Origin of the sequence: Cytophaga sp., assembly GCF_051961495.1 — a bacterium.
Classification (GTDB): Bacteria; Bacteroidota; Bacteroidia; order Cytophagales; family Cytophagaceae; genus Cytophaga.
The window spans coordinates 1-15,255 of record NZ_JBQCDF010000093.1 but is presented as its reverse complement, the minus strand read 5'-3'; the positions used below and the strand labels follow the sequence as shown (position 1 = coordinate 15,255).

Below are 15,255 nucleotides of genomic sequence, written 5' to 3'. Positions count from 1 at the left end.
AAACCCCTATCTCCGTTTCAACGAAAGGCATGCATGTAGCCTACATCACACAGAATGGTATTTCACAAGTAGTGAAAATTGTTGTTGAATAACTTCCCTGCATAGGGTGATATATTTATCACATTAAAAAGGTCTGAATATTTTGTTCAGACCTTTTTTGATTCAATGTATATGATTTTATTTCAGAATAAAATCCACCAGTATATCCGGGTGTTTATTTTCCGGTTTCTTCTTTAATGGGTTATTACTTGCATTGAAATAACGAAGCATGGGAGGTAATTCCGGAATGATTTTAATGTTGTTGGATGAACAATCAATATATGTAAGCGTAAGCGGTAAAGCAGGGAGTCCTGTCAACTTATTCGAGGGGCAACTCAGAATGCTTAATTTTACTGGTAATACAGGCAAGCTGGTAAGATTATTATTACCACAGAATAAATGAATAAGATCAACGGGGAGTTCAGGTAAAGCTGTTAATTGATTTTTTGAACAATCTAACTTCTCAACAGACTTCGGAATAGAAGGCAAAGCGGTTAATTTATTTCCTGATGCAGAGATATCCATTAAATCCTCCGGTAACACAGGCAACAACGAAAGTTGATTTTCAAAACATGCCAGCCTATTCAAATGTGGCGGTAATAGAGGAAGCTCCTGAAGTTTATTTTTTGAACACGTCAGTTCTTTTAAAAAAGGTGGCAGTACCGGTAAATACGTTAATTGATTTTCAAAACAATTCAATTCAGCCAGCCCTTCAGGTAATTGAGGTAAAGCAGTCAATTGATTACCTGAGCACGTAAGTACTTTTAAAGACTCCGGAAGTTCGTCGGCAATAGTTGTCAGCTGATTATATGAACAGTTCAGATATTCCAGACTGGTAAAATATTTCATCCCTGTAAGGTCTCTGATTCCGTTTTCACTTACATCCAGACTTACTACCCGGGTGATGGCCGAACAGCTAATATCCAGTTCGTCGTAAGTACTGAAACAACCGGGAAATTTTATTTTCAATGCATTCTTAAAATTCGTATCCGGCAGGGTAATATAATTTTGTGCCGGAAGCCGTGATGCTGCCGCTATAACGAGCATGAATAATAAAGAATATTTTTTCATAAGCTGTTTAAAGATTGTACGACTAACGAATAGCCATAATTTTTATTCTTCGTATTTTCTTAATGTCTGTACACTGAAGTATACACTTACTGCTACCATAACTGCACCTGCTAAAAAAGGGGCGCCGGGCAATTCGATCGGTGCGCCGGTATCCGTAAAATACCAGAATAAATTATTCATCAATGGCGGACCAATAATAGACGTAACACTCATTAAGGATGTCATTGCTCCCTGCAATTCACCCTGCTCCGTTGCCGGCACCTGTGCCGATGTAATGCCCTGCAGCGCCGGGCCGGCAATTCCTCCTAATGCATATGGCATCAGAATCGCAAACATCATCCAGCCATGCGTTGCAAAAGCAAATAACAACAAGCCAAATCCGTTCAATGCAAGACCAATGTATACGGCCCACTTCTGGCCGATCTTTGGAATGATCAGCCGTATCAGCCCTCCCTGGACAATAGCAATCATCAAGCCTACAAAACCCAAAGAGTAGCCGACAATTTCATTATCCCAACCGAATCTATACTCAGTAAAAAATGTCCAGTTTGATTGCACGGCATGTCCGGCAATGAAAAACAAAAACATAGAAACAACCAAACCGGCTACAACCGGATATTTTTTCAGGTGCAGCAACGAGCCGATCGGGTTTGCACGCTTCCAATCGAATGTTCTTCTGTTTTCTTCAGACAAGGATTCGGGAACGAAGAAATAACCATACAATACATTGAGCAATGTAAAACACGCAGCAACCATAAAAGGAACACGTGGCCCCCAATTACCGGCAATACCGCCAATCACCGGACCAATAATAAAGCCTACTCCAAAAGCTACGCCTACCAGGCCAAAATTCTGTGCACGCTTTTCAGGTGTGCTGATATCCGCTATGTAAGCGGTAGCAGTTGTAAAACTTGCACCACTAACTCCTGCCAGAATGCGGCCAACAAACAACCAGCCGATGGTTGAAGCAAAAGCAGAAAAAATATAATCGAACCCTAAACCAAGTAAAGAAATTAAAAGCACTGGTCTGCGGCCATAACGATCGCTTAATCCGCCGAGAATAGGTGAAAAGAAAAACTGCATAATGGCATATGCAAACGTTAGCCAGCCGCTGTATTGAGCAGCTTCACTCAAACCTTCACCCGTAAGTTCTTTAATCAAATCCGGAATCACCGGAATGATAATTCCAATGCCTATTACATCAATTAATAAGGTAACGAAAATAAAACCAAGTGCTGACTTATGGTTGATATTCATACAATTTTTCTTAATATTTATAGTTTATTTTATTATTTGAACAAAGCATTTTACTCAACCGGAATCCTGTCTTTTATAATTTCAAAGCCTAAGCTTCCTTTACTTACGCTTAATAAGATAGCATGTGCACCATTAATCTTATTTTCAGATTCCAATGAAAAATGAAGTTGTTTCGTAAAATTTACAAGTTGAACATCGACTCCAATACCTTTACTTCTTCCGCCCTTCATACTTGTATAGTATGTTTCTAAAATTGGAGCTTTAATAGAATATATCTGCGCGTTTGCCAATAAATTATTTAAGAAAAAAAACAATGCAGTAGTAACAGATCCTGCAAACAAAAAGTACAAAAAACCATGTACCTTAATCACAATTTTTTTAAAATACAATTTAAAACAAACACCAAATACTGTCCCTGAAATCATAAAAACAGCCAAAGGAATTTTATAGTCTATTATTGTCCAATAGTATTGTATATGTGAATAAATGCAAAGAAAACCAATCAATAAAATTCCCGCAAAAAACAACACAGTTGTTATCGTATTTTTTCTTTTAGCTCTTGTTTCATTTTCTTTTCGAAGCAATTTCTTTTGCTCACGTTTATTCAATGGCCGGGACATCTATTGTTAAATTTCTATCTGATCAATAATAATTATACATACATGGGCCGGCAACATATTTTAACAGCTCCTCGTTTTCATTTGTAAATTTATACTCTCTGCTAAGGCTATGCAGCTTGCGGTTTTCAGTATAGTTGGTCAGGTACTCTGCATCATACAGTTGCTCATAATTATTGATGATAACCTCTATATCTAATCCGATAATTATTTAACCAATCATTTCAGTTTTTATACTGTTATATATAAACTACATTAAAATTTCTCCGGACTATTCATGCTATTCGATTACCTTCATTGGATAGAAAGGTTTGCTCTGATCGAAAATATATTTGTAGGTAATGTGTACTTTCCGGATCTTACCGCCGGCAGCCTCTGCCACCTTGATCATCTTTGGATTAAAATTACCGATCCAGTTCATTTCAAATTCTGTATACCTGCCCAGGGGCTGTATCACTTTAGCGGCGGCCATTACAATAGCCCCTTCAAGACCTTTGCTTTGATATTCTGGAACAACGCCAAACACAACACCAAACATTTTCTTACACGAGCCAGTGTATTTATGATACAGGAATTTCAACTTGGCAATAATATCCCATTTGCCTTTCAGTTTTCCGTTCAGATGTTTAAAGATCTGGTTCAATTCAGGAATCATGATAAAGAACGCAATCGGTTCATTGTTGTAATACGCAAACCAGATAATCTTCTCATCAAGGATAGGCTTCAATTGGTTCATCATTGCCATCGCCTGTGCCTTGGGCATTTCACGCACACCGGCGTGTTTCACCCAGGCTTTGTTATAAATCGTTCTGAAATCTTCACCATATTGTTCAAGCTTGTTTTTTTCAATATGCTTAAATGTATATGCAGGGTCGCGCGCCAAACGATCCGCTTTCTCCTGATAAATCGGAGGCAGCTCACCTTCTACAAAACGATGAAACGTATATTGCTGATAATATTCCTTAAAACCATAATTTTCAAACAATGGCCTGTAATACGCCAGATGATAAGGCATTCCGTAAACAGGTTCGTAAAATCCTTCTACCAGAAGCCCCCACCAGTTCAAGCGCTCACCAAAGTTTATAGGGCCTTCCATGGCCTCCATCCCACGTTTAACCAGCCAATTTTTAGCAGTATCAAATAAGAGATTGGCTGCAGCCTGATCATTGATGCATTCAAAAAAACCGCAGCCACCTGTTTTATATTCTGAGGTTTTAGCTGTTTTGTTGTCAATAAAAGCCGCAATACGACCGATCAATTTATTTTCATTGCTGTAGAGCAACCAACGTGTTGCTTCTCCGTGGCGGAAATATTTATTTACTTCTTTATCAAAAATTCCTTCTATATCTGAATCCAACGGACGGATCCAGTTTTTTTCATGCTTATATAATTCTACCGGAAGTTCTAAAAAGGCTTTCTTCTGTGCCTGATCCTTAATTTCAACAATTCTCATAAGAGTAAAAATAACGATAAATGCGCAGGTAGAAAAATCAGAAGTGTTCTCCATCTTTCCTTCTCTGTAATCACTTCTACCGACATAGATTTTAAAAAAACAGATTAATGAAAGCTTAATGAGTTTTTATAATCATACCGCAGATAGAGTAATTTACTACCCTAGTTTGAGTATTTTTTGTCTTTGAAAACTCTTTAAAATGCACCATAAACATATGACTTAATGACACTTAAATTAAAAAAAATATTTTTTCAGAGATAGCATCAAACTTTCATCTATTTTTAATAAGTCTAAATAAGAATAATTTTGAATCAATGTTGTGCCCAATACAACATGATTTGATACATCCCCCAATAAATTAAAACCTCTATTATGAATTACAAAAAAACATATCTTAACAGTATTCTGACTGCTTTGATATTCTTTATTACCATGTATACTTATGCCCAAAACGCAGGCACCATACAGGGAAGTGTAAGACTTTCCGGTGATAGCAGTCGCGCTGAATATGTAACCATTGGCCTGGAAGGAACTACGAAGGGGACTGTTACAGATGCCAACGGTAGTTTCACACTCAAACATGTAGAACCAGGTACATATACACTTATATTTCAATTACTGGGCTATGAGAAGTATGAAAAAAGTGTAACAGTAACAGCAAATGAAGTCGCCAATATTGGTTTGGTATGGCTGGTGGAAGACATCAATCAACAGGAGATTGAGATTGAAGCAGCTGCAAATAAATTCGCGCAAAAGGAGACAGATTATGTTGCGCGTATGCCTTTAAAGAACCTGGAAAATCCGCAGGTATACAATGTTGTAAGCAAAGAACTGATTCAGGAACAAGTAGTAACTAATTTTGATGATGCTGTAAAAAACGCACCTGGTGTAAACAGGCTATGGTCTTCTACCGGCCGCGGCGGCGATGGAGCGGGCTATTTCTCCATGCGCGGTTTCAGCGTGCAGCCGAGTATGATCAATGGTATAGCTGGCATTTCAAATGGTGGCATTGACCCTGCCAATATTGAGCGCCTCGAAACAATCAAAGGTCCTTCTAGTACTTTATTCGGAAGCAGTCTGATCTCTTTCGGTGGTTTAATGAACATTGTTACCAAAAAGCCTTATGAAACAAGAGGAGGTGAAATCAGTTTCACATCCGGAAGTTATAACTTAAACAGGCTTGCCTTTGACGTGAATGCTCCGCTAAATAAAAACAAAACTGCATTGTTCCGATTAAATGGTGCATACCATTATGAAGCCAGTTTCCAGGATGCCGGCTTCAAAAAAAGTACATTCCTTGCACCAAGCTTTCTTTTCAAGGCAAATAAAAGACTGACATTCTTCATCAATGCTGAGCTTTACAATGCTGAAAGCACAAACCCGTTAATGGTATTCTTAAACCGTTCACGCCCGTTGCAATACAAAACAATTGATGAATTAAATTTTGATTTCAACAAATCTTATACAAGCAACGACATTACAATAAAAACCCCGACACTGAATTTATACGGACAGATTTCTTACAAAATTTCAAACGCCTGGATAGCACAAACAAATGTTGCCCGCAGTGTACGTAAATCAGACGGATATTACTCCTATGTAATGTTCCTTGATCCTGCGAAAGATACCGTATTAACCAGATACCTGAGCGACCAGAATACAATTACTTCTACTACCGACCTGCAACAAAACTTTGTTGGTGATTTCAGGATCGGTGACATGAGAAACAGGATGGTTGCCGGTATTGACTTCCTGAACATACAAACAACCAACAACAGCACTGCTTACATTGCCTACGATAAAATCATAACAACACCGGGTTATGTAGATCCCAACTACGGAACATTAACACAACAAGCTGTTGATGCTAAACTGGCAGCCTCCACAACGCCAACCAAAACAGGTGTAAACAGCTGGACCTACAGCGCCTATGTTTCTGATGTGTTAAATATTACAGAAAAATTATTGGTAATGGGAAGTTTGCGTTTCGATTATTTTGACAATAAAGGGACCGAAAACTTCAGCACCGGTAAAACTACAGGCAAATACGAACAAGCAGCATTATCACCAAAATTCGGTCTTGTTTACCAGGTAATAAAAGACAAAGTATCTGTATTCGGAAATTATATGAACGGTTTTAAAAACGTAGCTCCGGTTACACAGCCATTAGCAGATGTTTCAGGCACATTTAAACCTCAGCAGGCAAACCAGCTGGAAGGTGGTGTTAAATTGGATGTGTTAAGACATAAGTTATCATTTACTGCAAGCTACTATGATATTCTTGTTACAAACATGACCCGTACGGCACAAATTATCAGCGGTGGTAATCCCTACAACATTACTGTTCAGGATGGTTCACAGAGAAGTAAAGGTGTGGAGCTTGACATGATCGCGAATCCGTTTTCAGGTTTCAATATCGTTGCAGGTTACGGATACAACGATAGTAAAATGGTTGACGCAGATAAAACAGTTGAAGGATTAAGACCAGTATCTGCAGGTCCTGCACATTTAATAAACCTATGGGCAAGCTATACATTTACACAGGGTAACTTAAAAGGTTTCGGGCTCGGCATGGGCGGTAACCATGCAAGTGAAAATGTTATTTCAAACACTACTGTTATCGGAACATTTACACTGCCAGCTTACACCATTTTAAATGCAACTGTTTTCTACAATGCACCAACATACCGCTTAGCAATCAAAGCAGATAACCTTACAGACAAGGCTTACTATGGCGGATGGACAACCATAGAAAGACAAATGCCGAGACGTATCATGGCAAGTGTTACTTTGAAATTCTAATGACCAGTTAACGGATCATTCAATTTACCCCTAAAGCAGTCCTGTCGTTAGTGACATGGGCTGTTTAAATTCTCATAATATAAAATAGCGACTATACAATCATCATCCCTATCTGGCGGATGAGTATTATGCAGAAGCATTTTATACAGAAAAACTGCCGGCGAACAAAACGGCAAGACATACGATACCATCTTGCGTGGAGCAACCTACATCATTACCGTTCATAAATAATGTCATTTAAAAAATTAGTTGGAAAGTTACACCTCTGGCTCGGACTGGCTTCCGGGCTGGTTGTGTTTCTTGTAAGCATTACAGGCTGTATACTTGCCTTTGAACACGAAATCAAAAGCATCACACTACCTTTTCTCTATGTATCACCACCGGAAGAAAAACAAACGCAATTACCTCCTTCCCGATTAATTGAGCTCGGAGAAAAAGAAATGAACGGTTCAAAAGCAAGTGGCGTTTACTATTATGAAACGGGTAAGAGCACAGTTGTACGATTCTTCTCAAAAGAAACCAAAACAGCCTATAATGTTTATATAAATCCATATACAGGAAAAATCTTGAAAGTATGGAATACAGAAGAAGATTTTTTCCGGATCATTCTGAATGGCCATTTCAATCTCTGGATCCCCAGACCGGTTGGATCGTATATTGTTTCTTACGCAACATTAATCTTCAGTATTTTATTACTTACCGGCATTATTTTGTGGTGGCCCAAAAATTTAAAAAAGACTAATACGGATAAAAGTTTCAAAATAAAATGGAATGCAAAGTGGCGCCGCGTAAATTATGACTTGCATAATGTACCGGGTTTCTATATATTTTTTATTGCATTGACACTGGCTCTGACAGGTATGATGTTTGGTATTGAATGGTGGAATAATAGTATATACCGGATCGCATCAGCAGGACGTACAAAAGCCGAACGGATCGAACCGATTTGGGACACGCTGCATACGCATGCAAATAATAAAGATAAAACGTTGGATCATCTCTGGTCGCAAATTTCGTCCGGGCACGTAAACACTTACAGCATCAGCTTCAGCAATCCGGCAGATGCTGCCAAACCGATTGTTGTAACTATAAATCCAAATCCAGGTACCTATTACCAGTCATATTCAAAATATTTTGACCAATACACAGGAAAAGAATTTACTGGCATAAACCTATTCAACGGTCATGCTGAAGAATTAAAACTTGAACGTTTTCTCCATAATCTGAGCTATGATATACATGTAGGAGAAATAGCAGGCTTACCAGGGAAAATACTGGCTTTCGCTGCATCATTTGTTTGTGCTTCATTACCGGTCTCCGGATTTATTATCTGGTTGGGAAGAAAAAAGAAAGAAAAAAAGAACAGCAGGCAAGCTGTGAAAATAAAATTACAAACAAACGCTTAACACTTTTATATCCCCTGCCCATGACATTCTGAAACAGATATCGTACGCAGGGGAAATATCGACAAATATTTAAAATTATATTTTCTGTTTGTATGCCACTGACGAAATAACAAACAGGCCATTTATATTTTTTTCATTCCTTAAAATAATATGTAATTTAGCAGTTGTCATCATTTTATACTTGACATCATACCTGTTTCTTTCAGCTGATAATGTTTTTCAGAAAACTGTTTTTCTATTTTATTCAACAACGCTCTTTAAAAAGCCTATGGACAATAACATGTATGTTGTGCTGCCTCTATGCCCATGCCTTACCCAAACCGATTGTATTAACAGATACAAAAAAAGAATATTATGTGGTGCGCCGGCACGCAGAATTTTATGAAGATAGTCTCCGAAACAAAACCATCAACGAAGTATATAAATATCCGTTTAAAAAAATATCTGATCATGATGCGGATTTTACCAATACCAATCTTACGTCGGCATACTGGCTGCACTTTTTTGTTATAAACCACACAACAGACCTTACAGATTTTATCATTGAACTGTATGATTACGATATTAACGAAGTTGATCTGTATATCAAGGATAAAAAAGGAGGGTACATCGAAAAAAAATCAGGACAGGATTTCCCATTTCATACAAGAGATTTTGCTCATAAAAATATCTGCTTCAAACTATCCATTCCGCTTGATGATACAACTGAAGTATACATGAGGCTGTACTCAAATACAATCAATGTTTTTGAACCCGTTATCAAAACCCACGAACAATTTTATGCATACAGTTTAACAGAATATATACTGCTTGGGGTATTCTATGGGTTTATGATGCTTATCATCCTGTACAATTTTATATCATTTTTAATCCTGCGTGTTGAGCATTACTTGTATTATATCATCTATGCGAGCGCCATGCTGATCTTTCTGATGAGTAAAAACGGTACCGGCTTTCAATATCTATGGCCAGATCTTCCCGGGCTAAACAGTCATATTGATTCCCTGAGCTTAACTACAGGAAATGTTTTTCTTTCACTTTTTACCATGGATTTTTTAAAAATAAAAAATCCAAAATCCTCCTTGTATAAAGTCTTTCAGTTTATTATCGCACTTGAAATAAGTGCGATACTGATTCATAGCATTTACCCCTCCACTATGTTTTGTACATTACTGAACATTTTATTTATTCAGATCTGTTTCTGGGTTGGGATGAACAGGTACAAAAACGGTCTTAAAATCGCGAAGTGGTTTGTATATGCATTTGTCTTCCTGAATTTATTTTTTCTGATCTTCTGGCTTGAATACATAAATTGGCTGCCATCATCCATATTTACGGTATATGCATTAAACATCGGGGTAATTATACAATTCATTTTTCTATCTGTAAGCATCACCGAATCGATCAAAAGTCTTGAACGTGAAAAACAAAAGACTACCATTGCCCTTGTTACCGCAACAGAAAAAAATAAATCGATGCGGCTTGTTGAATTAAAAAAACAAATGAACCCTCACTTCATTTTTAATGCGTTGAACTCAATCCTGGAACGCATACTTACTGACAAAAAGGAACAGGCGGTAGATTTTCTGATGCGATTTTCTAAACTGATTCGTAAGACATTAAATTTTTCAGACCAAACGTTTATTCCCTTATCTGATGAAATAGAGTTTATCGAGAACTATTTATCCCTGGAACAGATGCGGCTGGGTCATTCGTTTCATTACACCATTGATATTGCAGATGAATTGCAAGCAGAAGAAATTGAATTCCCTTCCTTTATCCTCCAGCCATTTATTGAGAATGCAATCTGGCACGGCCTGCTTACTAAAAACGGGACCAAATATATTCATGTGCTTATTTTCCGGGAAAAAAACATATTACATGTTCAGATAAAAGATAATGGCATTGGCAGAAAAGCAGCTGCAGCACAAAAAGAAATCGGCAAACACAGCTCCAAAGGAATTTCACTGGTTTATGAACGGCTTTCGCTGATTGAATTAACCTATAAACTGAAAGCTGAACTTACAATTGATGATCTTTATAATGAATCCGGATCATCCGCCGGAACAATGGTACATATAAAAATTCAACAAGCTTATGAATAAGAAAATTAAAGCACTGATCATTGACGACGAAACCGATGGCAGATCGGTTTTGCATACCTTATTGAAATTATATTGTCCGCAGGTTGACGTCATCGGAGAATCCGGTTCCGGAGAAGAAGGATTGGCCATGATCGATGACCTGAATCCCGAACTGGTATTTCTTGACATTGACATGCCGGGTATTAATGGTTTTTCTCTTTTAAAGCGAATAAAAGAAATTACATTTGAAGTAATCTTCGTAACTGCCCATCACCATTATGCGCTCAAAGCAATTAAACACAGTGCATTGGATTACTTGCTGAAACCTGTAGACAAAACCGAATTGATCCAGGCGGTTGAAAAATATGCAAACAGCGAACAGACCAAAGTAAACGAGCGCATGTCATTTCTCTTAAAGAATGAAACAAAAGATGCGGGCGAGTTAAGCCAGATCATTTTAAATGTACGCGAAGGTTATATTTTTGCAGAAATAGACCAGATTGTCCGCTGCGAAGCCGATGGAAATTATACACAGGTATTTTTCAAAAACGGAGAAAAGCAATTGGCCTGTAAAACATTAAAAGAATTTGAAAGTATATTAAGCCAGAATAATTTCTGGAGAATACATAAATCACACCTGATCAATCTTAAGTACCTCAAAAAATATATCAAAGGTGATGGCGGGGGAAATGTAGTGATGGCCGATAATTCAGAGATTGAGGTTTCGAGAAGGAATAAAGACGCTTTCTTAAAACAATTTAATTTATAAATCAATCCGGATAAATGTATTCCGGTTACCGTTCGCTAATTATTTTTAACCGATTACCCCTGAAAAAGTACCGGTCACTCATTAAGACTTATTCATATGATTGAATTGAATACTTTTACTGCTCAGGTTTATTCTGTGAGAATAAGTCTTATTATGTGGTGATAATCGTTACAAGTAAATTTCTTATCCAATGATTTTGATGGTAGTGCTCCTAATCTTCGTTTGTACATTTCGTTAAAAGCATACTGATATTTTACTGACGGCTGTCAAATGCCTCTTCTATTGACCAGGCGGGCATAACCAGTTACAAATCTTAAAAGTAAAACTATCACAGCACACTATATAAAAGCCCTTTCAACATTTTTTCTTGTTTATAAAAAAAGTCCCGCTGTATGGCGGGACTTTTTTACTATTCCGAAATACGATCGATCATTTATTTTTTGATGATACAGAAAAACGGTTGGACAAACCCAACCCGATATAATAATCCGGAGATGTCGCGCTTAATCCCACACCACCGCTCAAATCAAGCTGCAGATCCTTTGTAAACAAATACCAGAAACCTGCATTCGCACGATGGTCGTTGACAAATGTTCCATTAAAGCGGTCATCCATGCCATTATTCTCTTTGAAAGAACCATAGATTTCAGCAAATGCATTAAACTTTTTCGTAATCATGAATTCATTATTCAATGCATAAATATAAGATGCCTGCTTACCATCACCGTCCCACACCACGCCAACATTGTATTCAAATTCATAATGATGTGTAATTTCATTTAAAAATAAAAACTTAATATAACCGCCGGTATTTTCAGGGCGGTATGCTTCTGAGCCTACAAACGGGAGCATGGCTCCATACAATAAGGTAGCTTTAGGTCTAAGGCCTTTTTCATCACATAAAAAAACCTTTGAAGCAACTGTTAATCCGGAGAGTCCATTAGTATTTATTTTCAAACTATCATCGGCCGTCTTCGTTGTCTTCGTTCCTAAATACGACATCTCCAGACGGGCTTCTACACGCCGGCTCAAACCAAGCCGCACCAGCATGGTATTATAGGTTATATCTTTCGTATGACTCAAAGCAGTATTGGTATGACTTACCTGCAAACCAGTCTCCCATTGCAAATACCCCTTTGCTGTCAGGATTGGCGTTTCAGCAATATGCGGACGGTCAGTTACCATCCATTGTTTAGAATAATCCGGCACCAGATCTTCTTTTACTCCATTGGCGCTACTATATTCTTCGAGGATTTTCCGCGCTACTTCTTTACTTACAACAAGTATGGTATCTTCCGTTTCTACAGGTGCAGCCGGATGCTGAGCAAGCACGCCGGTAGTACATGATATAAAAAATAACAGTAAGAAGATTGTGTTAACGATTCTCATTTTATCCGAACTAATTTCATTCAAATGTACTATATTATATTTTGTATACACTAATTAAATTTTTAGCCATACCTAAAACAAAAAACCTTCCACCTAAAGAAAAAAAATTGATTTATTTTGTACTAATCAGTACAATTACCGTTATTTGTTAAAAGCAGTTCAGAGACATGCCTGGAAGACCAAAAATATTTGACGAGGAAGAAGTAATAAACAAGGCGATTGAAGTCTTCTGGAAGAATGGGTACGAAGCTTCCTCCACAGAGATTCTGCTGAATGCTATGGGAATTGGTAAAAGCAGCTTCTACCTGGAATTCAAAGGGGGGAAGCGTGAACTGTTTGAACGCGCCATGCAGCAACGGAGCCGCTTGGCACTTGAAAATCTTGAAAAAGGATTCCGGGAATCGACCAATAAAATTGATTACTTAAAATCCTTGTTTTATAGCATTGCTGATACCAAACTTGCGCGACACAAGAATGGCTGCCTGCTGGGCAATACGATTGCCGAACTTTCCAACAGAGAACTCGGACTGAAAGATGTAGCGGCCAATCTGCTCCTGAAGCTTGAACAGGTTTTCCTGAAAGTAATCAAAGAGTGCCAGGCAGATGGAACATTAAAAACAAAAGAGAGTCCGGAAATACTTGCCAAGTATTTACTGTCAGTTTGGAATGGCTTAAATATTTCAGTACGCATTTATTCAAATAAAAAAATATTACTCCCATTAATTGAAAAACAACTGGAGATTATCCGGTAGTTTTTTTTTACTAATTATGTACCATATAGTACAATATAAATATTAACCATCATGAAAAAAGAAATTGACCGTTTAAAGAAAACCCGCAGTTTCTTATTAAGCCTGTTGAAGGACCTTAATACTGTACAACTCAATGAGATTCCAAGCGGATTTAACAACAACATCATCTGGAATCTCGGTCACCTCATTGCCAGTCAGCAGGGTCTATGCTATCTCAGATCCGGGCTTACTCCGGTTGTTGATGAAAAAATCATTCAGCTATACAAATCACAGACCAGACCGGAAGCACTGGTTTCAGCAGAAGAAATCACACGCATCAAGCAGGTATCACTTACAGTACTTGATCAATTGGAAGAAGATTATCAGAAAAATAAATTTTCATCGTATGAAGCCTTCACTACGCGCTACGATGTAACCATTGAATCAATCGATGATGCCATAGAGTTCCTCTTGTTTCATGAAGGATTACACTTAGGTTACATCATGGCATTAAAAAGGAGTTTAACAAATAAATAAATATATGAAAGTAGCAATCAATGGATTCGGTAGAATCGGGAGGATTTCATACCGCGCGTTATTAGAAAAGAAAAATATAGAAGTTGTTGCGATCAACGACCTTACAGATACCAAAACGTTGGCGCACCTTTTCAAATATGATTCTTCACATGGCGTATTTCCCGGAGAAGTTTCTTATGACGCAGAAAATCTGATCATCAATGGAAAAAAGGTAAAAGTTCTTTCGGTAAAAAATCCGGCAGATCTTCCGTGGAAAATTTTGGGTATAGATGTAGTGCTTGAATCTACAGGCTTTTTCACTGAAAAAGAAAAAGCGGAAGCGCACATCACAGCCGGTGCCAGGAAAGTGATCATCTCCGCTCCTGCTACCGGTGACCTGAAAACAATTGTGTTAGGCGTAAACGAACATACACTGGACGGAAGTGAAACGGTAATTTCAAACGCATCCTGTACAACCAATTGTCTGGCACCAATGGTAAAAGTACTGGAAGATACATTCGGCATCGAAAACGGTTTCATGACGACTGTACATGCCTACACATCTGATCAGCGCCTGCAGGATGCACCGCATAAGGACCTGAGACGTGCACGTTCAGCAGCACTCTCTATCATCCCTACCAGCACAGGAGCAGCAAAAGCCATGGGCTTAGTAATACCTTCAGTAAAAGGAAAACTAAACGGGCATTCATTACGTGTACCGGTTCCGGTTGGTTCAATTACCGATTTTACGGCAACATTAAAAAAATCAACGACAAAAGAAGAAGTGAATGCGGCCTTCAAAAAAGCAGCAAGTGAAGGCAGCCTGAAAGGCTATTTAACCTACTCAGAAGAAGCGTTGGTTTCCATTGATATTGTCGGGAACCCGGCCTCAAGTATCTTTGACAGCGAGCTTACCATGGTACAAGGAAACAATGTAAAAGTATTCGGCTGGTACGACAATGAGTTTGGTTACTCTAACAGAACTGCTGATTTGATCGAACTAGTTGGCTCACAGATTTAATTTAATTATGAATTATGAATTATAAATTATGAATGAAATACATTAAGAGATTACAATTCATAATTCATAATTCATAATTCATAATTCATAATTCATAATT

Annotated in this window: 12 protein-coding genes; 7 read left to right on the top strand and 5 right to left on the bottom strand. The window is 37.9% G+C overall.

Annotation, left to right across the window (positions count from 1 at the left end; all coding sequences use genetic code 11):
* Nucleotides 1-177: 177 nt before the first annotated feature.
* The 4 genes from ACTHJT_RS04260 to ACTHJT_RS04245 all read right to left on the bottom strand — a co-directional run bounded on the left by ACTHJT_RS04260 (nucleotide 178) and on the right by ACTHJT_RS04245 (nucleotide 4,437).
* Entirely contained in the window at nucleotides 178-1,110 is a 933-nt protein-coding gene (locus tag ACTHJT_RS04260) for a hypothetical protein (protein ID WP_440236601.1), read from the bottom strand.
* Between the two features lie 42 nt (nucleotides 1,111-1,152).
* Nucleotides 1,153-2,367, bottom strand: coding sequence for a TCR/Tet family MFS transporter (locus ACTHJT_RS04255; protein WP_440236599.1), 1,215 nt, complete (start codon nucleotides 2,365-2,367; stop codon nucleotides 1,153-1,155).
* A 50-nt stretch (nucleotides 2,368-2,417) separates the two neighbouring features.
* Nucleotides 2,418-2,975, bottom strand: coding sequence for a hypothetical protein (locus tag ACTHJT_RS04250; RefSeq protein ID WP_440236598.1), 558 nt, complete (start codon nucleotides 2,973-2,975; stop codon nucleotides 2,418-2,420).
* Nucleotides 2,976-3,264: 289 nt separating this feature from the next.
* Nucleotides 3,265-4,437 carry a hypothetical protein gene (locus ACTHJT_RS04245; protein ID WP_440236603.1) on the bottom strand — a complete coding sequence of 391 codons (1,173 nt, stop codon included), beginning with the start codon at nucleotides 4,435-4,437 and terminating at the stop codon, nucleotides 3,265-3,267.
* Nucleotides 4,438-4,809: 372 nt separating this feature from the next.
* Here ACTHJT_RS04245 and ACTHJT_RS04240 point away from each other — a divergent pair, with 372 nt between their 5' ends.
* From ACTHJT_RS04240 to ACTHJT_RS04225, 4 genes are all read left to right on the top strand, one after another.
* Entirely contained in the window at nucleotides 4,810-7,239 is a 2,430-nt protein-coding gene (locus ACTHJT_RS04240; protein WP_440236596.1) for a TonB-dependent siderophore receptor, read from the top strand.
* A 230-nt stretch (nucleotides 7,240-7,469) separates the two neighbouring features.
* Nucleotides 7,470-8,645 (top strand): PepSY-associated TM helix domain-containing protein, encoded by a 1,176-nt coding sequence (locus tag ACTHJT_RS04235; RefSeq protein ID WP_440236594.1) that lies wholly within the window; start codon nucleotides 7,470-7,472, stop codon nucleotides 8,643-8,645.
* 284 nt (nucleotides 8,646-8,929) lie between these two features.
* Nucleotides 8,930-10,750, top strand: coding sequence for a 7TM diverse intracellular signaling domain-containing protein (locus ACTHJT_RS04230; protein WP_440236592.1), 1,821 nt, complete (start codon nucleotides 8,930-8,932; stop codon nucleotides 10,748-10,750).
* Nucleotides 10,743-11,498, top strand: a complete 756-nt coding sequence (locus ACTHJT_RS04225) for a LytR/AlgR family response regulator transcription factor (protein WP_440236590.1) — start codon at nucleotides 10,743-10,745, stop codon at nucleotides 11,496-11,498. The genes ACTHJT_RS04230 and ACTHJT_RS04225 overlap by 8 nt, the downstream gene beginning before the upstream one ends.
* A 429-nt stretch (nucleotides 11,499-11,927) precedes the next feature.
* Here the strand turns inward: ACTHJT_RS04225 and ACTHJT_RS04220 are convergent, their stop codons facing one another.
* Nucleotides 11,928-12,887: a transporter gene (locus ACTHJT_RS04220; protein WP_440236589.1), complete on the bottom strand. Its 960-nt coding sequence runs from the start codon at nucleotides 12,885-12,887 to the stop codon at nucleotides 11,928-11,930.
* 167 nt (nucleotides 12,888-13,054) lie between these two features.
* On the opposite strand from ACTHJT_RS04220, the gene ACTHJT_RS04215 reads away from it, so the two are divergent.
* From ACTHJT_RS04215 to gap, 3 genes are read left to right on the top strand one after another with little or no spacing between them, the layout of a single operon-like run.
* Nucleotides 13,055-13,639: a TetR/AcrR family transcriptional regulator gene (locus ACTHJT_RS04215; RefSeq protein ID WP_440236587.1), complete on the top strand. Its 585-nt coding sequence runs from the start codon at nucleotides 13,055-13,057 to the stop codon at nucleotides 13,637-13,639.
* Nucleotides 13,640-13,690: 51 nt separating this feature from the next.
* The gene (locus tag ACTHJT_RS04210; protein WP_440236585.1) at nucleotides 13,691-14,155 is read left to right on the top strand and encodes a DinB family protein; all 465 of its coding nucleotides are present in this window, start codon (nucleotides 13,691-13,693) and stop codon (nucleotides 14,153-14,155) included.
* 4 nt (nucleotides 14,156-14,159) lie between these two features.
* On the top strand, nucleotides 14,160-15,155 hold the full coding sequence (gene gap / locus ACTHJT_RS04205) for a type I glyceraldehyde-3-phosphate dehydrogenase (protein WP_440236584.1): 996 nt from the start codon (nucleotides 14,160-14,162) through the stop codon (nucleotides 15,153-15,155).
* The last annotated feature ends 100 nt before the right edge of the window (nucleotides 15,156-15,255 follow it).

Excerpts from the sequence above, each read along its gene's own strand:
- ACTHJT_RS04240 (WP_440236596.1), top strand. The coding sequence starts at position 4,810 with ATGAATTACAAAAAAACATATCTTAACAGTATTCTGACTGCTTTGATA.
- ACTHJT_RS04210 (WP_440236585.1), top strand. The coding sequence starts at position 13,691 with ATGAAAAAAGAAATTGACCGTTTAAAGAAAACCCGCAGTTTCTTATTA.
- ACTHJT_RS04220 (WP_440236589.1), bottom strand. The coding sequence starts at position 12,887 with ATGAGAATCGTTAACACAATCTTCTTACTGTTATTTTTTATATCATGT.
- ACTHJT_RS04255 (WP_440236599.1), bottom strand. The coding sequence starts at position 2,367 with ATGAATATCAACCATAAGTCAGCACTTGGTTTTATTTTCGTTACCTTA.
- gap (WP_440236584.1), top strand. The coding sequence starts at position 14,160 with ATGAAAGTAGCAATCAATGGATTCGGTAGAATCGGGAGGATTTCATAC.
- ACTHJT_RS04235 (WP_440236594.1), top strand. The coding sequence starts at position 7,470 with ATGTCATTTAAAAAATTAGTTGGAAAGTTACACCTCTGGCTCGGACTG.
- ACTHJT_RS04245 (WP_440236603.1), bottom strand. The coding sequence starts at position 4,437 with ATGAGAATTGTTGAAATTAAGGATCAGGCACAGAAGAAAGCCTTTTTA.
- ACTHJT_RS04225 (WP_440236590.1), top strand. The coding sequence starts at position 10,743 with ATGAATAAGAAAATTAAAGCACTGATCATTGACGACGAAACCGATGGC.
- ACTHJT_RS04215 (WP_440236587.1), top strand. The coding sequence starts at position 13,055 with ATGCCTGGAAGACCAAAAATATTTGACGAGGAAGAAGTAATAAACAAG.
- ACTHJT_RS04260 (WP_440236601.1), bottom strand. The coding sequence starts at position 1,110 with ATGAAAAAATATTCTTTATTATTCATGCTCGTTATAGCGGCAGCATCA.
- ACTHJT_RS04230 (WP_440236592.1), top strand. The coding sequence starts at position 8,930 with ATGTTGTGCTGCCTCTATGCCCATGCCTTACCCAAACCGATTGTATTA.